Here is an 18,253-nt window from a genome sequence, read left to right on the forward strand (position 1 = left end):
GGCCGGTGTCCGCAGAACGTGCGGACACCGGCCTTCCTTGTGCCGGCGCAGCCCTCTTAGCCTTGCGCGAGGTGGCGAGCCGGCCGGACCTACTAGTGGACCGGCTGCAGCCAGGTCAGAACCGAACCGTCCTCCTCAATATGGTCCGCGAGCTCCCCATTGAACCGGGCGCCGTAGTCCGCCGAGATGTGCTCCTGGAAGGCTGCCTCGTCCTGGTAGACCTCGAACACGAAGTACTCCCGGGGGTTGCTTTCCCGGGTGTACGGCAGGAACAGCTGATTGCCGGGCTCACTGCGCACCTGCTCGGTGAGTTCGCGCATCATTTCGGCCACGCGGGCTTCGCTGCCGGGCTTGACGGTGAATTCGGCGTAGAGCGTCTTGGTCATGATTCTCCTGTCGGGGTGGGTTTAAGGGTTTGGTGGTTTAGTTGGTTCCGGCGGGCTGCTCAGTCTGGCGGGCGGAGCTCGCCGGACCCGCGGATTATGAGCTCTGAGGGGACGACGTAGGTCTGCGCCGGGCTGTGGTCGCCGTCGATCCGGGCCAGCAGGCGTTCGGCAGCGAGCTTTCCGATCCGGTCGGGATGCTGGGCAATCACGGTCACGCCCGGCTCCATCATGTCGGCCAGGGTGAAGTCGTCGAAGCCGACAAGGGCAACGCGCTTGCTGGCGCCAAGCTCCTTCAGCGCCCGCATAACGCCGAACGTGACGAGGTTCTGGCTGGAGAAGATGGCTGTGGGCGGGTCCTCCGATGTCAGCAGCTGAAGGGCGGCCTGCCTCGCCGAATCCTCGTCATGGAGATTTTCGAGCACTGGAACCGAGGAGGTCGCGATGGCCGCCCTGCCGACTTCTTCGATGAAGCCGCGCCGGCGTTCGCGGGCAGTCTGGATATCTGTGCGGTCACCCAGATAGGCGAGCTTCGTGTGGCCCTGTGCTATCAGATGGCTGGCAGCCATGGCAGATCCGACCGCGTTATCCGTCACCACTGCATCAGCCTCGATGCCCACGGGTTCACGGTCGATGAAGACCATGGGCAGGTCACGTGAGTGCTCCGGGATGACATAGGACTGGCTTTTTGCAATCGGCGTCAGGACCAGGCCGTCCACGCGCCTGCCCAGGAAGGCGGCAACCAGGGCCTTCTCCCTTTCGGGGTCGTCATCGAGGCTGGCGGCGAAGACCGCAATGCCTCGGGCGGCCAGGGAATCTTCCAGGGCGCGGTGAATCTCACCGCTGAAGGGATTGGACACGCTCGGCAGCAGGAGGCCGATGGAAAGGGTCCGGCGGCCCGCCCGGCGAAGGCTTCCCGCAGCCATGTCCAACTGGTAATTGAGCTGCTGGGAAGCGCCGAGTACACGCTGGCGGGTCGCCTCTGAGACACCCGGCTCATCGTTCATCACCCGGGAGACGGTCTTGATGCCGACGCCCGCCAGTGCCGCGACATGGCGCATCGTGGGCCGGTTCTTTGTCGTATCAGGCTGGTAACGATTAGACATCGTTGTCATAAATTGGTCCTTCATCATCCGATTTCTCTTGACTGTACCTTGTGATCTTGATTACATGATGCATGACATCGTTGTCAGGCACCAGAAGTGCCATGAAACCAGGAGATTCAATGTTGAGTTCCAAAGCCCCGCGGACAGTCACCCACCGCCTGCTTGCCATCGGTGCAGTACTGACCCTCGGCACGCTCAGCCTCACCGCTTGCGGCGGGAGTTCGTCAACCACCTCGTCAGCCGGAAGCTCTTCGGCCGAGAAGGTCGGCGTGTCCCTGATCGTCAAGACCACCTCGAACCCGTTCTTCGTTTCCATGCAGGACGGCGCCAAGAAGGCCGCCGAAACCGACGGCGTGGACCTCAAGCTGGCAGCAGGCAAGGCCGACGGCGACGAAGAGACGCAGATCCAGGCGATCGAAAACGCAATCTCCAAGGGAGACAAGGGCATCCTCATCACGCCCAACGGCCCTTCGGTCGTCGATGCGCTGAAGAAGGCCAAGGATGCCGGGCTGTTCGTCATCGCCCTGGACACCCCGCCGGACCCGGCCGACGCCGCCGACATCACGTTCGCCACCGACAACTTCGCCGCCGGTGAACTGATCGGCAAGTGGACCGCCGCGCAGCTCGGCGGCAAGAAGGCCACGATCGCGCTGCTGGACCTGTTCGACGACAAGGTCGTCTCAGTGGACTACAACCGGGACCAGGGCTTCCTCACCGGCCTCGGCATCGACACCGCGGACAAGAAGAAGAACGGTGACGAGGCCAAGACCGGCAAATACACCGGCGGTAAGGGCGGCGACTACGAAATCGTGGGCAGCCAGGCTAGCCAGGGCGCCGAAGACGGCGGCCGGACCGCCATGGAAACGCTCCTCGCCAAGAACCCGAACATCAATGTGGTCTACACCATCAACGAGCCAGCTGCGGCCGGCGCCTTCGAGGCGCTGAAGTCAGCCGGCAAGGAAAAGGACGTGCTGGTGGTCTCGGTGGACGGCGGCTGCTCGGGCGTCAACAACGTCAAGGCCGGCGTGATCGGCGCCACTGCCCAGCAGTACCCGGTGAAGATGGCGGAACTGGGCGTCAAGGCCATCGTTGAGCTGGCCAAGACCGGCAAGAAGCCGGCCAACTCACCAGGCCTGGACTTCTACAACACCGGTGTTGAACTCGTGACGGATAAGGCCGTTGACGGCGTCAAGAGCATCACCACATCAGAGGCCTCCAAGGTCTGCTGGGGCAAGTAACCAGCATGGACCCAGCACCGCGGGAGGGTGCTGAAGATTCAGTACTCTCCCGCGGTTCGCAGCAGGAGAATTAACTGCAGAAGCCGCACCAGCCCAGCCGAACCAGCACCCGCAGTACCTTGAAGTTCAGGAGCAACAATGACCCAGCAACAGACCGCCGGACCGCCCGCCGCAGGGCATGCCGACCCGGCCGAAGAATTCCTCGACCGGCAGACCCCGCTCAGCCGAATCCGCAACATCCTTCACCGCTATCCCGCGCTCAGCCCGGCCATTGTCCTGCTTGTTGCGGTGGTGGTCTTCGGACTCCTCAATGAGAGGTTCCTGCGGGTCGAGAACCTGTCCCTGATCACCCAGCAGGTCTCGGTGGTGGGAACCCTCGCCATCGCCCAGACCCTCATCATCCTCACCGCCGGCATCGACCTCTCGGTGGGCGCCGTCATGATCCTCTCATCCATGGTGGTTGCGCAGCTGGCCGTCGGCAGCGGCACACCCGCTCCGCTCGCTCTCCTCCTCGGCCTCGTCGTGGGTCTGGCAGCGGGGGCGCTGAACGGCTTCCTCGTCACCAGGTTCCGGCTCCCCCCGTTCATCGTCACGCTCGGAACGCTGAACATCTTCATCGCCCTGACGCTCCTCTACTCCGGCGGCTCCACAGTCCGCGGCTCGGCCATGCCCGGGCCTGCTGACATGGATGGGCAGCACGTTCCCGGTCGGACCCGTCCGGATCTCCACCGGCGTGGTCATGATGCTCCTGCTCTACATCGCGGTCGCGTTCATCCTTGGCAAGACCGCCTGGGGCCGGCACGTCTACGCGGTGGGCGATGACAAGGAAGCCGCCCGCCTGGCCGGCATCCCGGTCAACCGGGTCCTGATGAGCGTTTACCTCGCGGCCGGGGCCGTGCTGGCCATCGGCGCGTGGATCCAGATCGGCCGCACGAACGCAGCCAGCCCCAACGCGGGTGTGGACCTGAACCTCGACTCCATCACCGCCGTCGTCATTGGCGGAACCAGCCTCTTCGGCGGACGCGGCTCCATCTGGGGCTCCCTCCTCGGCGCGCTGATCGTGGGCGTGTTCCGCAACGGCCTGTCCCTGGCCGGCCTCGATGTGCTCTACCAGACCCTCGCCGTGGGCGTCCTCATCATCCTCGCTGTGTCGATCGACCAGTGGATCCGAAAGGTGAAATCATGACCGCCACAGAATTCCAGCCAGCCAAGACTGAAGTCCGCCAGCCGATCCTGCAGGCCAGGAACCTTGTCAAAACCTTCGGACGCGTCGTGGGCCTGGACGGCGTGAGCCTGGACCTGTACCCGGGCGAAGTCCTGGCCATCATCGGCGACAACGGCGCAGGAAAATCCACCCTCATCAAGTGCCTCACCGGCGCGGAGGTGCCGGACTCCGGCGAACTGAAGGTCTCCGGGCAGCCGGTGCACTTCAAACGCCCCCAGGACGCACGCGTCCACGGCATCGAAACCGTCTATCAGAACCTCGCGGTCTCGCCTGCACTGGACGTCGCATCCAACCTGTTCCTGGGCCGCGAAGAACGGCTTGCCGGCCCGCTGGGGAAGCTCTTCCGTGTCCTTGACACCAAGGGCATGCGCCGCAAGGCCAAGGAGGAACTGACCCGGCTCGGCATCTCGACGCTCCAGGATGTGACGGTCCCGGTGGAGAACCTGTCCGGCGGCCAGCGCCAGGCGGTGGCAGTGGCCCGCGCCGCGGCGTTCGGCTCCAAGGTGGTTGTCCTCGATGAGCCGACCGCGGCCCTCGGCGTCCGGGAGTCGAACCAGGTCCTGCAGCTGGTCCGCGATCTCCGGGACCGGGGCCTGCCGGTCATCCTGATCAGCCACAACATGCCCCACGTGTTCGATGTCGCTGACCGGATCCACATCCAGCGGCTCGGGAAGTGCGCCGCCACCATCACCCCGCAGTCACACAGCATGACCGACGCCGTGGCGATCATGACGGGCGCCGCCACCGCCTGACCAGGCAGAGCTGCCCAAGACCCCGCCTCACCAACCCAGCGCCACCTTAAAACCAGCACGTCACCACCTCCGTCCGCGGGCCGGCTTCGGCCCGCGGACGGCTCCATGAAAGGCCCACCGTGATCCCAACCTCCAACCCCGGAACCGCCACCGCGGGAACTGCCGACTCTGCAACCCGCGCAGCAACGCCGGAAGTCATCGTCATCGGTGAAGCGCTGGTGGACGTCGTCGCCTCTGCTGAAGGTGCCGTTGAGCACCCGGGCGGATCGCCGTCGAACGTTGCCTATGGGCTGGGCCTGCTCGGCATCCGAACCGCGCTGCTCACCTCCATCGGCGACGACGACCGCGGGCGGGCCATCGAGGCGCACCTGCAGCGCGCGGGCGTCACGCTCCTGCCCGGCTCCAGGACCCCGGGCAGAACGGCCAGCGCCACCGCGACACTGGCCGCAGACGGCTCCGCGACCTATGACTTCGATATCCGCTGGGAATTGCCGCCGGTAGCCCCGCCGTCCCTTCCAAAGGTGCTCCACACCGGCTCGATCGCAACCTTCCTGGCTCCGGGCGCGGCAGCAGTCAGGACCCTGCTGGAGCAGTCGCACCGCGAATGCGTGGTCACCTACGATCCCAACATCCGCCCGGCACTCCTCGGCAGCCAGGCTGAGGCCCGGACCATCTTCGAGGAGCTGGTCCCGCTCACCGACGTGGTCAAGCTGAGCGACGAGGATGCCCGCTGGCTGTACCCCGACCTGCAACTCGAGGACACCGCGGCACGGATCCTGGGCCTTGGTGCCGGGCTGGCGGTCGTCACACGCGGTTCCGAGGGGTCGCTGCTTGCCACTGCCGAACTGCAGCTGGTGGTGCCGGCCGTCCGGTCAACAGTGGCCGACACCATCGGCGCCGGGGATTCGTACATGTCGGCGCTGATCTACGGACTGCTGGCGCGCGGATCGGACGGCCTGGCACCGGCCGTCCTGGAAACGCTGGGCCGCACCGCCTCGAAGGCCGCCGCGATCACCGTGCGCCGCCCCGGAGCCAACCCGCCCACGGCGGCGGAGCTCTTGGCGGACCTGCCTGAGGACGTAGCGTCCGCCGTCGCCTAGGGGATCGCGCGGGCAGGTCGGGCCGCTGATAAGTGCCGGCACGCGCGGATGCGGATCATTACCGCATCCGCGCCGGGCGTCTCCGTACACTGGGGCTCATGGCATGCCGTATCAGCGAACTTGTCCTCAACTGCGCCGACCCAGAGCTGCTCGCGCGGTTCTGGAGCGAGGTCCTCGGCTACGTCGAGCTCGACCGGGAGGATGGTGCGATCGAAATCGGCCCGCCCGACGCCGGGTTCGGCGGCCTGCAGCCCACCATCATCCTGAGCCCCAGCAGCGACCCGCGGACCGGAAAGCTGCCCCTGCACATCGACGTCAACCCCGTCGACCGGGACCAGGACGCCGAGCTGGAACGGTTGCTGGCCCTGGGCGCCCGTCCCGCCGACGTCGGGCAGACCGGCGACGAGCAGTGGCACGTTCTGGCCGACCCGGAGGGTAACGAGTTCTGCCTCCTGCGCAGGCGGCTTGAGCCGGTCACCTCCTAGGACAGCAACCTCCCCGGACAGCTGTGGCCTAAGCCAGCTGCCTGCCCGACACGGCCACCGAGTGCTGCACCTGCCCGTCCACGAAGGTCGCCAGGACCCGGGCCGCTGCAAGGTCATCCGGAGCAGCCGCCAGCGGATCCACGTCGAACACCGTGAAGTCCGCGCGCTTGCCCACTGCGATGGAGCCGGAAACCTGCCACTCCCCCGCGGCCCGGGCCGCGTGCGAGGTGTACCCTTCGAGCGCCTGCCGGGCCGTAAGGGCCTGGCCTGGAGCAATCGGCTGTTCGCCCGGGCGGCCCGACCGCCGTCGTAATTGCGCGTCCGCCAGGATGGGCAGCGGTTCGAACGGGGCGATCGGCCAGTCAGAGCCAAGCCCGAGCGTGGCTCCCGCGGCCCGGAGGTCCGCGCAGCGCCAGGCGTTGTTGGCCCGTTCGGTGCCGAGCCGGGTGGACCAGTTGTCCGTGTGGTCGGCGCGGGAGTAGTGCGTGCAGTGCGTGGGCTGCATGCTGGCGATGAGGCCGGACCGGGAAAACCTCCCGATCAGCTCGTCCGGAACGGTTTCGAGGTGTTCAATCCGGTGCACTCCCGGCAACGCCGGAGTATCCCCCGTGCCCGGAGGCAGGGACTCGAAGGCATCCAGGACCGCGGCCACCCCGGCGTCGCCGATCGCGTGTGTGGCGGTGGGAATGCCGCGCCCGGCGAAGTACCGGACGGCCTCGGCGTACTCCTCGGGCCGGGGCCAGAACGGAGCCACCGACTCACCATAGGCATCAGGTTCAAACAGCCAGGCAGTTCCGTTGTCCACCGTGCCGTCGACGAACAGCTTGATGCCGGCCACCTGCCAGCGCCGCCCGCCGGTGCCGATCTGCCCGGCCAGCGCGCGCCATTCCGGTTCACCGGAGCCGGGCATGCACCACGGCGAAATACGCAGGCGCAATGGCAGACCGCCGTCGGTCTCTTCCTCGAGCGCCCGGTAAAGCTCCAGCGAATCGTCGCTGCAGTCCATTACGTGCGCCCCAGTCAGCCCGGCCCGTGAAAACTGTGTCAGCAGTTCAGCCAGCCGTGCCTTCCGTTCTCCGAAGGACTCGGCGGGCATCACCCGGGCAACGAGTTCGACGGCGGCCGCCTCCAGCAGGAGCCCCGTCGGCCTGCCGCTTCCGTCGCAGACCACCTCGGCGGCCTGGTCGAAGGAACGCGGACCGGTGACCCCCGCGATCTCGAGGGCCCGGGAACTCGCGAGCGCGGAATGGCCGTCGAACAGGCGGATAAGGCACGGCCGTCCGGAGACGGCGTCCTCAATCAGTTCACGGTGGGCGGCGGCGGATCCGAACACATTGGGGTCCAGCCCCCATCCGCGCACCCAGTCGTCCGGGGCTGTTGCGGCCGCCTCGGCTCGCAGGAGCGCGCGCACCGCAGCCAGGTCCGCGGCACCGGACAGGTCGCACCCCCGGGTCAGTTCCACACCAAACACGGGGTGCATGTGGCAGTCCACCAGGCCCGGGGTCAGCACGCCGTCACCGAAGTCGATGACCTCCGCGGCCTGCCAGCCGGCCGCCTCCGCGCGGCTACCGACGGCGGCGATCACGCCGTCCCGGACGGCAACGGCCTGCGGCGCTGTGCTGCCTGACGGCGGGCCGTCCATGGTGTGGACGGTAGCGGCGAAGATGGTCACATCAGCTTTCATGGGTTTCGAAGCTTCCAATCTGGGCGAAGGTTTCCGGCCGGTGGCGGCGCACCCAGCGGGCGGCCAGGAGTCCGGCGATAAAGACGAGCGGGGTTACCAGGATGAGGATGGTGTTGGTCAGGGCGTCGGCGAAGGTGAGCAGTTCGATGTTGAACCCGATCAGCAGCACCACTCCGAAGAGCAGGATGGCCGACGCCAAACTGAGCGGGACCATCAGCCGGTGCGTGACGGCGTCGGGATTCCGGCGCAGGTAGAGGAAAGCGGCCACCGACACGAGGCCCTGCAGTCCGACGATGCCAAAGATCCCGGGGGTGTTCACCCAGATCAGCAGCTGCTGGTACGGATCGGCGTTCAGGACTGCGCACACGGTGATGACCGCGGCGGCGAGGAGTGTCTGCACCTGTCCTGCCCGGTGCGGCGACTTGAACTTGGGGTGGGTCTGTCCCAGGAAGGCCGGCAGCACGCCGTCGCGCGCCAGCATGTAGACGTAGCGGTTGATCGCGTTGTGGAAGGCCAGCTGTGAGGCGTAAACGCTGGTGACGATCAGCATGTACATCGCCACCTCGGCCCAGGGGCCTACATAATGGCTGATGGTCTGGAAGAACATCCCGCCGGCCAGCTCGCCGGCGGCTTCCGCGGCACGGTCCTCGCCGTAGGCCTGCACGACTGCCCAAACGATGAAGGCATAGAACACGGACATGAAGCCGACGGCGATGTAGGTGGCACGCGGCACCGACCTGTCCGGGTCGCGGGCCTCCGAGCGGTACAGCACTGTGGATTCGAAGCCCATGAAGGCGGCGAAGCAGATGCCGAGGATGGCCAGGACGCCCGGCCCGAACGCGTTCTCCGGGCTGAAGGAGCCCATGCTGATGCCGTGCGCGCCGCCGCTGCCGAGGATGCCTACCCCCATCAGGGCCAGGATGCCGGTCTCGGCAACCAGGAGCACACCGAGCACCTTCGCGCCGACGTCGATGCCCCGGTAGCCGAGGAACCAAACGGCGGCCACCGCGGCCAGGGCGATCGCCGGCCAGGGCACCTCGAGCCCGAAGACGACCTTGAGCATGTCGTGGGTCTGGACGGCAAAGAGGCCGTAGACGCCGATCTGCAGGCAGTTGTAGGAGACGATCGCCAGGATGGCTGAGGCGAGTCCCGCCGTCTTGCCCATGGCCAGTGAAATGTAGGTGTAGAAGCCCCCGGCCGCCTTCACGTGGCGGGTCATGGCCATGAAGCCGACGGCGAAGAGGGTGAGCACGAGGCCTGCCAGCAGGTAGCCGGCCGGGGCGCCGATGCCGCCGACGTTGATGGCCACCGGGGCAACGCCCGCCATGACGGTCAGCGGCGCTGCCGCCGAAATGACGAGGAAGGCAATGCCGCCCGTGCCCAGGGCATTGCGCTTGAGGGCGCCGTCCGCAGACGACGCCGGAGGTCTGGTTTGGATATCCGGCACTGGTCCGTCCTTTCTGGGAAGCCCGACTAAACGAAAGGCTTTCGTTTTAGTATGAGGGTGTGTGGCGCGGAGCACAATAGTTTTCTTAAAGCGGCTGCCTCAGGTGCCGGCGGCTAGGCTGGGTTCCGAAGTTCCAGACCTGCAGACAGGAGATTCCATGGGGCGCCCGCTCCTTCCGCTGATATCCGTGGAGGCTCTGACGGCGGCCGCGCTGGAGCTGGTCGATGAAAGCGGCGACTTCAGCTTTCCGAAGCTGGCGAAAAAGATCGGCGTCAGCCAGTCCTCCATCTACAACCACGTCAGCGGCCGGGACCAGATACTGGAACTGCTGCGGCACCGGATCATCACCGAGGAGCCGTACCCTCCGGTAAACCACAGCGACTGGGAGGGCGCGCTGCGCGTCCTGATCCGCGCGTACCGGGACGCCTTCGCCCGCCACCCGCGGCTGGCTCCGCTGCTGGTGCTGCAGTCCATCACGGATCCAGCGGTCATCGGCCTCTACGAGGACCTGGCCCTGGCCCTGGAGAGCGCGGGCTTCCGGGGGCGCGATGTGGTGGCGGCCATCTCCACGATCGACAGCTTTGCCCTCGGTGCGGCCCTGGACCTGGCCGCGCCGGAAGTGGTGTGGGACCCGCCGGCGGAGGGCTATCCCACGCTGCACCGTGCGCTCGGCAATGCGGGGCCGTCAGAGGAACGGGGCGGGCACGCCTTCGATTTCGGCCTGGACGTGGTCATCGGTGGGCTCCGGGCGAAGCTGGGCGGCCAGGCGACGCGCGCCTAGGAAACAGCCCTCCGGCGCGCCCTCAGGGTGGCCACTCCCCACAGCGCCAGGAATGCAGCCACCAGCAGCAGCCCGGCGTCGCCCAGGTCGATGCCGGCCAGCCAGGCCGTGAGCGGGTCCGTCAGCCCGAAAGCCTCGCTGAAGAAGCCGCCGAGGGTTATCACGGCGACGAAAAGCGCGGACACTGCCGAAAGCCCCGTGATGACGGCATTGAACCCCAGTTTGCGCAGGGGATCCTGAATGGCTGACCTGTACATCCGCATCATGGCCACGCCGTTCGTCGTGTCGCACAGGGTCATGGCGGCGGTGAACGCGAGCGGCAGCGCCAGCAGCGCCACGGGCGAAACGCCCGCCAGGGAAGCCGCCGTCGTCATCACCAGGAGCCCGATGGTGGTGGCAGTATCAAAACCCAGCCCGAACAGGAATCCGATCACGTACACGTTCCTGGGCCGCCGCACCCTGGCCAGCGGCTTGGCCATAAGGCGGGCCACAAAGCCCTTCGCTTCCAGCTCGCCGGGCAGCACCGTTCCGCCGCCGCGGACCCTGCGGTAGGACCTGGCGGCGCCAAGGAACGCCGACCCGTTGAAGATCCCCATGGCCAGCAGGAACAGGCCGGAAACACCGCTGCCGATCAGCCCCAGGACCAGGTTCCCGGTGCTGCCCTCGGTCATGAACCTGCCCACCAGGGAGACTCCGGAAACAACCAGCGCCCCGGCCAGGATCACCACCGAACTGTGCCCCAGGCTAAAGGCGAATCCCACGCTCGTGGGGTCCTGCCGCTGTGCCACGAACTTCCGGGTGGAGTTGTCGATCGCGGCGATATGGTCCCAGTCGTAGCTGTGCTTGATGCCGGCAAGATACGCCGTGAGCACCAGTCCGAGAGCCAGCGGCTGCCCGGATGCAGCGGTACCGGCAACAAGGAGAAGGACCGCGGCAAGATGGAGAATGCCCACCGCACCAAACGTGGCCAGCAGGCGCGTCCGGAGCGGCAACTGCTCACGCTCGCGGTACATGGTGGCGAACTGGGTCAAGGCAGTCATCAGTACTTCCTCAGATTCAGGGGCGCCTGGCCATACCAGCGTTGGCGGAGAAGGCCGCTGCAGCCCCCTAATAGCGTATTGAGTTTTTCGGTGCTGCCGGACAGGGACCTGAGCACCAGTGCCGTGATGCCGTCCATTGTGGCACTGAGCGAGACGCCTGTGTAGGCGTCGAAGTTTTCGGCCAGCCGGTGCAGTTCGTCGGCGAGCGCCTGGTCAACGCGGGCGTCCACCACCACCAGCGAGCCCAGGTGGCTGTGGCCCTCCATGAAGCCCGTGCCGGTGACGTTGTCGAGCGGCGGGCGGATCAGCAGGTTGTCCAGGGCGAGCAGCCGGGTGCCGCCACCGGTCTCCACGTGGATCTCGTTGCGGAGCCGCAGTTCCTCGTACCGGAAAGAAGCCCCGTCCGGGGACCAGCCCGGCGTGATCACCTCCGCCATCACCAGGCTCGACGTCGGCCGTACAGTGATGTGGGTTTTCTGCCGGTAGCTGGCCTCCCGGTAGGCGATGACCTGGTCCGGCGCCAGCTCCAGCCGCGCCCCTTCCCCCAGCCGGACCGTCATCCGCTGCTCGGCAAATGATCCCGGGGTCCGGTAGATCTTGGTCGCAGACTGCGTGGTGAGCAGCAGGTCAGCCCCGTCCCCCACCTCCACCTCGATGACGTAAAGATCGGCCCCCAAATAAGCCCCGCCAGGATTGACGATGACATAGCAAACCTGCCCACTGTCGTCCAGATAGTGCGGCCGCAAAACCCGCAAGGCGCCCCGATGGTACTGGTGCGTTGCCACGGATTTCCCGGCACGCACGGCGACTTGCAGCTCAAGCTCCCCCATTGGTGCCGGGGTGCGTCCGGCGGCTTCGTCACCTTGAGGGAGCGCCAACGGGATCGTGCTCATTGGGCCAGGTCGAGCATCAGGACTTCATGGCGGATCCATTCGATGACGTGCTCGAGGCCTTCGTCCGTCTTGAGGTTGGTGAAGCAGAACGGCTTGGTGCCGCGGAATTCCTTGGAGTCGCGTTCCATGATGGCGAGGTCGGCTCCGACGTGCGGGGCGAGGTCTGTCTTGTTGATGATGAAGAGGTCGGACTTGATCATGCCCTGGCCGGCCTTGCGCGGGATCTTCTCGCCCTGCGCGACGTCGATGATGTAGATCGAGAAGTCCACCAGCTCGGGGCTGAAGGTGGCGGAGAGGTTGTCGCCGCCGGACTCCACGAAGATCACCTGCAGGTCCGGGTGCCGATGCTTGAGTTCCTCGATGGCCGCAGTGTTCATGGACGTGTCCTCGCGGATGGCGGTGTGCGGGCAGCCGCCGGTTTCGACGCCGATAATGCGGTCCTCGGGCAGGATGCCGTTGGCGGCCAGGATCTTCGCATCCTCGATCGTGTAGATGTCGTTGGTGATGGCGGCCATCGAGATCTCCGCACTCATGTGCCGCGTCAGCCGCTCCACCAGCTGGGTCTTCCCGGCGCCGACGGGCCCGCCGATACCGATCTTGATGGGTTCAGTCATGTTGTCCTCCTGCTAGCTCATGAACATCCGGGCACGCTGGCGCTCATGCCTCATCTGCGAAATCTCCAGCCCGGGGCTGACCGCCCCGAAGTCGTCCGGCGTCAGGCCGGCTGCCCACTCGACGGCGGCAGCAACGGCGTCGTGCGCGTTCCGCAGCAACCGCTGGCCCGCGGCCTGCCCGAGCGGGATGGCCCGTACGGCGTTTTGCGTCAGGGAGGTGACGGCGGCGAAAAGGTACGCGGCGATCGCCTCCTCCTGCGGAACCCCCAGGGAACGGGCGACGACGGCGAACGCCAGCGGCTGATGGCCGGCAGCCCGGCCCCCGCTCACCAGCGCCCGGTACGCGTCCAGCTCCTCCGACGGAAACACGTCCGCACCAATCTCAATCAACCGCCCGCCCATCTTGATGCTCGCCTCCCGCAGCTGCCGAGGCAAAAGCTGCGCGGTAAGCAGCCCATCCAGCTCCCCCGCAGCCACCCCCTCATACAGAAAACGAATCGCCAGAGCATCCGAATAAGTCAGCTGCTGCCCCAAAAACGCAGCCAGCCACACCCCAAAGGACCCCTCATCATGAACGACCCCGCGCTCAATGTAGGTCTCAAACCCCAGCGAGTGAGCAAACGCCCCCGTAGGAAGCGCAGAGTCAGTAAGCTGCCGCAGGGCGAGCTGATAGCTAGTGCGTGTGTTCAGCATGGCGAAAAGGCACGGGCATGACTCGCTCCTGCCGGTCGTAGGGCACTCCGACGTGTTTGAGGTAGTCCTCGACGGTGTGGTCGTACTGGCACACCATGACTTCGGCGCCGTACTCGGAGGAAGCGTCGAAGAACTGTGCCTGCAGGTGCCGGTTGCCGAGGGAATGCGCCACGACGCCCATCTCGTGGATGCTCCGGGGTGCGATCACCAGGACGTCGGTGGGCAGCACGGACACCACGATCATGTTGGTTTCGGCCACGTGCAGCACGTCGCCGTCGCGGAGGTCGGCCGATCCGGCAGGAAGCCTGATTCCGATTTCGTTGCCGTGGTCAGTGGTGGCCCGCTGGATCCGTTTGACCAGCTGGGCGCTGGGCAGGACCACTTTCTCCCGGTGCAGGCGGGAATAGGACTCCGCAGGCAGGTCGTGGACGTTGCCGAGGACTTTCTCGATGATCATCTGAAGCTCCTAGAAGAGGAAGTACCGCTGCGCCATGGGCAGTACGTACGACGGTTCGCAGGTGGCCTCTTCGCCGTCCACAGTCACCGAATACGTTTCCGGGTCCACCTCGATATCGGGCGTGGCGTTGTTGTACTTCAGGTCCGCCTTGGTCAGGGTCCGGATGCCGGAGACCGGCCGGATGACCTTCTCGAGTCCAAGTTCCTCCGGCACGCCGGCGTCGATGGCTGCCTGGGAGAGGAAGGTGATGGACGACTTCTGCAGGGCCTTGCCGTGGGTGCCGAACATGGGCCGCATGGTGCGGGGCTGGGGTGTCGGGATGGACGCGTTGGCGTCGCCCATCAGGGCGTAGGCAATCTGGCCGCCCTTGAGCACCAGTTCGGGCTTCACCCCGAAGAACGCCGGATCCCAGAGCACCAGGTCGGCGAACTTGCCCTCCTCCACGGAGCCGATGGAATCAGCCATGCCCTGGGCGATGGCCGGGTTGATGGTGTATTTCGCCACGTAGCGCTTGAGCCGGAAGTTGTCGCTGCCTTCTGAACCGTGCGCCCCGGCTGCGCTCTCCCCCTGGGGGTCCGTCAGCGCGCCGCGCTGCTTCTTCATCTTGTCCGCCACCTGCCAGGTGCGGGTGATCACCTCGCCCACGCGCCCCATGGCCTGGGAGTCCGAGGACGTGATGGCGAAGATCCCCATGTCCTGGAGCACGTCCTCGGCGGCGATGGTTTCGGCGCGGATACGGGAATCGGCGAAGGCCACGTCCTCGGGGATGTCCGGGTTCAGATGGTGGCACACCATGAGCATGTCCAGGTGCTCTTCGATGGTGTTCCGGGTGTAGGGCAGCGTGGGGTTCGTGGAGGCGGGAAGCACGTTCGGCAGGCCGGCGATTTTGATGATGTCCGGCGCGTGCCCGCCCCCGGCGCCTTCGGTGTGGAACGTGTGGATGACGCGCCCGTCGATGGCCCGGATGGTGTCCTCCACAAAGCCGCATTCGTTCAGCGTGTCCGTGTGGATGGCAACCTGGACGTCGTACTCGTCCGCCACCTGCAGTGAGGTGTCGATTGAGGACGTGGTGGAACCCCAGTCTTCGTGGACCTTGAGGCCCACCGCGCCGGCGCGGATCTGCTCCGCCAGCGGTTCGACGGCGGAGGCGTGCCCCTTGCCGAGCAGGCCGATGTTGACGGGAAGCCCTTCGGCGGCCTGCAGCATGCGCTGGATGTGCCATTTGCCGGGTGTGACTGTGGTGGCCTTGGTGCCTTCGGCAGGTCCGGTGCCGCCGCCTACCATGGTGGTCACGCCGCTGCAGAGGGCAGTGGCCACCTGGTCCGCGGAAATGAAGTGGATGTGCGTGTCCACTCCGCCGGCGGTGAGGATCTTGCGTTCCCCCGCGATGATCTCCGTACTGGCCCCGATGACGATGTCCACGCCGTCAGTGATCTGCGGGTTTCCAGCCTTGCCGATCCGGAAGATGTGGCCGTCCCTCAGCGCGACGTCCGCCTTGTAGATGCCGGTGTAGTCCAGCACCACCACGTTCGTGATGACGGTATCCGGCACACCGTCGCGGACCACCTGGCCGTTCTGGCCCATGCCGTCCCGGATGACCTTGCCGCCACCGAACACCACCTCCTCGCCGTAGTTGGTGAGGTCCTTCTCGATCTCGAGGAACAGATCGGTGTCCGCCAAGCGGATGGCGTCGCCCGTCGTCGGGCCGTAAAGGTCCGCATACTGCCTGCGGGACAGTTCAAAACTCATCGGTGTTCCCCTGCCTGCCCGCTGCCGTCCCGGCCGCCCTCGAGGCTGCCGTTGACCGCGTTGCTGAGCCCGTAGACCTCCCGGCTGCCGGCCAGCCGGACCAGGCGGACGGTCTTCCGGTCGCCGGGTTCAAACCGGGCGGCGGTGCCGGCGGGGATGTCCAGGCGCCGCCCATGGGCAGCGCCGCGATCGAACTCCAGCGCCGGGTTCGCCTCGGCGAAGTGGTAGTGCGAGCCCACCTGCACGGGCCGGTCACCGGTGTTAAGGACGACGACGTCGATCGCCTCCCGTCCCGCGTTGATGACCAGCGGTTCAGGTCGCAGGACGTACTCTCCGGGAATCATGGCGCCCCTATCGGATGGGATTGTGGACGGTGACGAGCTTGGTGCCGTCGGGGAAGGTGGCCTCGATCTGGACGTCGTGGATCATCTCGGGCACGCCCTCCATGACGTCCTCGCGGCTGAGCAGCGTGGTGCCGTAGCTCATGAGTTCGGCAACGGTGCGGCCATCCCGGGCGCCTTCGATCAGCTCGTAGCTGATGATGGCCACGGCTTCGGGGTAGTTAAGTTTGAGTCCGCGCGCCTGGCGCCTGCGGGCGAGGTCGGCGGCGACCACGATCATGAGCTTTTCCTGCTCACGAGGCAGCAGATGCATGAGAATCCCTTCAACGGCCTGCGGGTCGGCGTGGGACCCAGACTAAGCCCCGTTCGTTTCAGCCACGTTTCAGGAGGGTCAGGTCCGGCCCCCGGCGGTGCCGTTCTGCCCTCCGCTGAGCCGGGCGAGGATCTCTTCGTTCGACTCGACCGGCTGGCGGTACGTGCTGGACAGGATGCGCAGCATGTCCGCAGCGTCCTCGCTGTCCTCCGACGCCATGGCGTCCTGCGCGTAGGTGACCCGGATGTTGTGGGCGAAGGCGTCTGCTCCGGTCTGGGCGATGCAGTTGTGCGTGGAGACGCCGGCCAGCACCACTTCGTCGGCGTTCCAGTTCCGCAGCCGGGACAGCAGGTTGGTGCCCATGAAGGCACTGTCCCGCGTCTTGGTCAGCTGTGGCAGGCCATCGGTGGCGAGTCCGGGCACAGCTTCCGCCTGCTCGCTGCCGCGGAAGATGAAGCCCTGGTCGTCGTCGAGCATGTTCAGCGTCCACGTGGATTTGTCCCGCTCGTGCTCGGTGCCAACCAGCAGCGCCTTGTGTCCGTTGGACGTGAATCCCTCCAGCAGCCTGTTGCAGGAGGCGACCAGCCGCTCCTGCTTGGCTGCCAGCTCCGGCGCTTCGAAGTACGCGTTCTGCATGTCGATGATGAGCAGGGCAATCATGGACGCACCTTTCGTGGGCTAACTAGTCTATGGGGCTGAGGCACGTATCTGCAGTCCGAATTCCGCTTTTATGTGCACGCCCCCGGCGGCCTCCTCAGTGCCCTCGATCCGGTCGATCAGCAGCTGCACGGACCGTTCAGCGATTTCGTCCATTCCCGGAGCAACAGTGGTCAGCGAGGGGGAGGAGAAGCGCGCCTCATCAATGTCGTCGAACCCGGCCACGGCCGTGTCCCCGGGCACCCTGACCCCGCGGAGCAGCAGTTCGTGCATCGCGCCCAGAGCCAGCGCGTCATTCAGTCCAAAGACGGCGTCGAAGGGCCGGCCACTGTCCAGGAGCCGTGCGACGGCGGTTGAACCTCCGTCACGGCGCCATTCCGCAGGAACGATCAGGGCCGGATCAAACTCCACTCCCGCCTCGGCCAACGCCTCCCGGTGTCCGGCCAGCCGCAGTCCGGGCGAACCGGCCCGGTCTCCCGGGGAGGCACCGATCACTGCAATACGACGCCGGCCTCCCGCCAGCAGGTGGGCCGTCATGGCCTTGGCCGCGCCCACATTCTTCATGGTGACGAGGTCGAACCGCGGGTCGTCGATGTGCTCGCCGAGCATGACGAGCGGTTTGGTTCCCCGCCGGGCGGCTGCCACGGCGCCCGCATCGAGCACCAGCGGAGTGAACAGGAGCCCGTCCGTCAACTGGCTCAGGGATCCCTGCAGGGCGGCAAGCTCGTTGGCCCGGGTTGCCGCAGACTGCTCCACCAGGACCCGGTAGTTCCGGGCGGCTGCAGCCGTCATGAGCTTGGAGGCGAGTTCCGCGTAGTACGGCACAGAGAGGTCGGACACCACCAGGCCCAGCATGCGGGACTTGCCGGAACGCAGGCTCCTGGCCGTCAGGTTGGCCTCGTACCCGAGCTCGGCAATGGCATCCAGCACCTTTTGCCGTGTGGCCGGCCTGATGAACTCATAGTTGTTGAGCACGTTCGACACGGTTTTCAGGGAGACGCCGGCCGCGCGGGCAACATCGTTCATTGTCACGGCCATGCAGGGTCCCTTTCGCGGCAGACATACCTCTCAGGTACATCGTTGCAGAATGCAGGCCGCCCCGCCCGCCAAGAATTTTCCAAGGTGGTTCCCCCACCCTTTCTGCAAGGTCTCTTGGCTCTGGGGCCAGGCAACGGCGCCTGGTCCCAGCGACAACCGGCGGTGTCCTCATTAGCGGCGGCCACCGGCGGGGCCGGTCCGGAAGCGGTGACCTCTTATGCGTTAAGCGGCGGCCACTTCCCGGAGCGGCCTCCAAG

At 66.4% G+C, this 18,253-nt stretch carries 19 protein-coding genes and 1 pseudogene; 6 read left to right on the forward strand and 14 right to left on the reverse strand.

What is annotated here, in order from left to right; genetic code table 11:
- Positions 1 to 92: 92 nt before the first annotated feature.
- Together ABIE00_RS21450 and ABIE00_RS21455 are read right to left on the reverse strand one after the other, a co-directional pair.
- Positions 93 to 386 carry a putative quinol monooxygenase gene (locus ABIE00_RS21450; protein WP_331575116.1) on the reverse strand — a complete coding sequence of 98 codons (294 nt, stop codon included), beginning with the start codon at positions 384 to 386 and terminating at the stop codon, positions 93 to 95.
- A gap of 59 nt (positions 387 to 445) precedes the next feature.
- The gene (locus tag ABIE00_RS21455; RefSeq protein ID WP_354263475.1) at positions 446 to 1,444 is read right to left on the reverse strand and encodes a LacI family DNA-binding transcriptional regulator; all 999 of its coding nucleotides are present in this window, start codon (positions 1,442 to 1,444) and stop codon (positions 446 to 448) included.
- Between the two features lie 164 nt (positions 1,445 to 1,608).
- Between ABIE00_RS21455 and ABIE00_RS21460 the strand changes: the two genes are divergently transcribed.
- The 5 genes and pseudogenes from ABIE00_RS21460 (at position 1,609) to ABIE00_RS21480 (ending at position 6,289) form a co-directional block, all read left to right on the forward strand.
- Positions 1,609 to 2,727, forward strand: coding sequence for a substrate-binding domain-containing protein (locus ABIE00_RS21460; protein WP_354262666.1), 1,119 nt, complete (start codon positions 1,609 to 1,611; stop codon positions 2,725 to 2,727).
- 138 nt (positions 2,728 to 2,865) lie between these two features.
- Positions 2,866 to 3,913: pseudogene (locus tag ABIE00_RS21465) on the forward strand (ABC transporter permease).
- Positions 3,910 to 4,704 carry an ATP-binding cassette domain-containing protein gene (locus ABIE00_RS21470; RefSeq protein ID WP_331575119.1) on the forward strand — a complete coding sequence of 265 codons (795 nt, stop codon included), beginning with the start codon at positions 3,910 to 3,912 and terminating at the stop codon, positions 4,702 to 4,704. The pseudogene ABIE00_RS21465 and the gene ABIE00_RS21470 overlap by 4 nt, the downstream one beginning before the upstream one ends.
- Positions 4,705 to 4,823: 119 nt before the next feature.
- On the forward strand, positions 4,824 to 5,804 hold the full coding sequence (locus ABIE00_RS21475; protein ID WP_414640573.1) for a carbohydrate kinase family protein: 981 nt from the start codon (positions 4,824 to 4,826) through the stop codon (positions 5,802 to 5,804).
- A 98-nt stretch (positions 5,805 to 5,902) separates the two neighbouring features.
- Entirely contained in the window at positions 5,903 to 6,289 is a 387-nt protein-coding gene (locus ABIE00_RS21480; protein ID WP_354262667.1) for a VOC family protein, read from the forward strand.
- 28 nt (positions 6,290 to 6,317) lie between these two features.
- On the opposite strand, the gene ABIE00_RS21485 is transcribed toward ABIE00_RS21480, so the two are convergent.
- Together ABIE00_RS21485 and ABIE00_RS21490 are read right to left on the reverse strand one after the other, a co-directional pair.
- Positions 6,318 to 7,973, reverse strand: coding sequence for an amidohydrolase (locus ABIE00_RS21485; RefSeq protein WP_354262668.1), 1,656 nt, complete (start codon positions 7,971 to 7,973; stop codon positions 6,318 to 6,320).
- Positions 7,963 to 9,420, reverse strand: a complete 1,458-nt coding sequence (locus ABIE00_RS21490; RefSeq protein ID WP_354262669.1) for an APC family permease — start codon at positions 9,418 to 9,420, stop codon at positions 7,963 to 7,965. Before ABIE00_RS21490 ends, ABIE00_RS21485 begins: the two co-directional genes overlap by 11 nt.
- A gap of 157 nt (positions 9,421 to 9,577) precedes the next feature.
- Here ABIE00_RS21490 and ABIE00_RS21495 point away from each other — a divergent pair, with 157 nt between their 5' ends.
- Complete coding sequence (locus tag ABIE00_RS21495) at positions 9,578 to 10,201, forward strand: TetR/AcrR family transcriptional regulator (RefSeq protein WP_354262670.1); 624 nt, start codon at positions 9,578 to 9,580, stop codon at positions 10,199 to 10,201.
- On the opposite strand, the gene ABIE00_RS21500 is transcribed toward ABIE00_RS21495, so the two are convergent.
- The 10 genes from ABIE00_RS21500 to ABIE00_RS21545 form a co-directional block, all read right to left on the reverse strand.
- Positions 10,198 to 11,241 (reverse strand): HoxN/HupN/NixA family nickel/cobalt transporter, encoded by a 1,044-nt coding sequence (locus tag ABIE00_RS21500; protein WP_354262671.1) that lies wholly within the window; start codon positions 11,239 to 11,241, stop codon positions 10,198 to 10,200. The genes ABIE00_RS21495 and ABIE00_RS21500 overlap by 4 nt on opposite strands.
- Positions 11,241 to 12,071, reverse strand: a complete 831-nt coding sequence (locus ABIE00_RS21505) for an urease accessory protein UreD (RefSeq protein WP_354263476.1) — start codon at positions 12,069 to 12,071, stop codon at positions 11,241 to 11,243. Before ABIE00_RS21505 ends, ABIE00_RS21500 begins: the two co-directional genes overlap by 1 nt.
- Positions 12,072 to 12,130: 59 nt before the next feature.
- On the reverse strand, positions 12,131 to 12,748 hold the full coding sequence (gene ureG, locus ABIE00_RS21510; RefSeq protein ID WP_354262672.1) for an urease accessory protein UreG: 618 nt from the start codon (positions 12,746 to 12,748) through the stop codon (positions 12,131 to 12,133).
- Between the two features lie 12 nt (positions 12,749 to 12,760).
- Complete coding sequence (locus tag ABIE00_RS21515) at positions 12,761 to 13,441, reverse strand: urease accessory protein UreF (protein ID WP_354262673.1); 681 nt, start codon at positions 13,439 to 13,441, stop codon at positions 12,761 to 12,763.
- Complete coding sequence (gene ureE / locus ABIE00_RS21520; RefSeq protein WP_354262674.1) at positions 13,422 to 13,898, reverse strand: urease accessory protein UreE; 477 nt, start codon at positions 13,896 to 13,898, stop codon at positions 13,422 to 13,424. Before ureE ends, ABIE00_RS21515 begins: the two co-directional genes overlap by 20 nt.
- Before the next feature lie 9 nt (positions 13,899 to 13,907).
- Positions 13,908 to 15,647, reverse strand: a complete 1,740-nt coding sequence (gene ureC, locus ABIE00_RS21525; protein WP_354262675.1) for an urease subunit alpha — start codon at positions 15,645 to 15,647, stop codon at positions 13,908 to 13,910.
- The gene (locus ABIE00_RS21530; RefSeq protein ID WP_354262676.1) at positions 15,644 to 15,991 is read right to left on the reverse strand and encodes an urease subunit beta; all 348 of its coding nucleotides are present in this window, start codon (positions 15,989 to 15,991) and stop codon (positions 15,644 to 15,646) included. The genes ureC and ABIE00_RS21530 overlap by 4 nt, the downstream gene beginning before the upstream one ends.
- A gap of 7 nt (positions 15,992 to 15,998) precedes the next feature.
- The gene (locus ABIE00_RS21535; RefSeq protein WP_331575130.1) at positions 15,999 to 16,301 is read right to left on the reverse strand and encodes an urease subunit gamma; all 303 of its coding nucleotides are present in this window, start codon (positions 16,299 to 16,301) and stop codon (positions 15,999 to 16,001) included.
- A 78-nt stretch (positions 16,302 to 16,379) separates the two neighbouring features.
- Positions 16,380 to 16,961: a cysteine hydrolase family protein gene (locus tag ABIE00_RS21540; RefSeq protein ID WP_354262677.1), complete on the reverse strand. Its 582-nt coding sequence runs from the start codon at positions 16,959 to 16,961 to the stop codon at positions 16,380 to 16,382.
- A 27-nt stretch (positions 16,962 to 16,988) separates the two neighbouring features.
- Entirely contained in the window at positions 16,989 to 17,996 is a 1,008-nt protein-coding gene (locus tag ABIE00_RS21545; RefSeq protein WP_354262678.1) for a LacI family DNA-binding transcriptional regulator, read from the reverse strand.
- Positions 17,997 to 18,253: the final 257 nt, after the last annotated feature.

Origin of the sequence: Arthrobacter sp. OAP107 (assembly GCF_040546765.1) — a bacterium.
Lineage (GTDB): Bacteria > Actinomycetota > Actinomycetes > Actinomycetales > Micrococcaceae > Arthrobacter.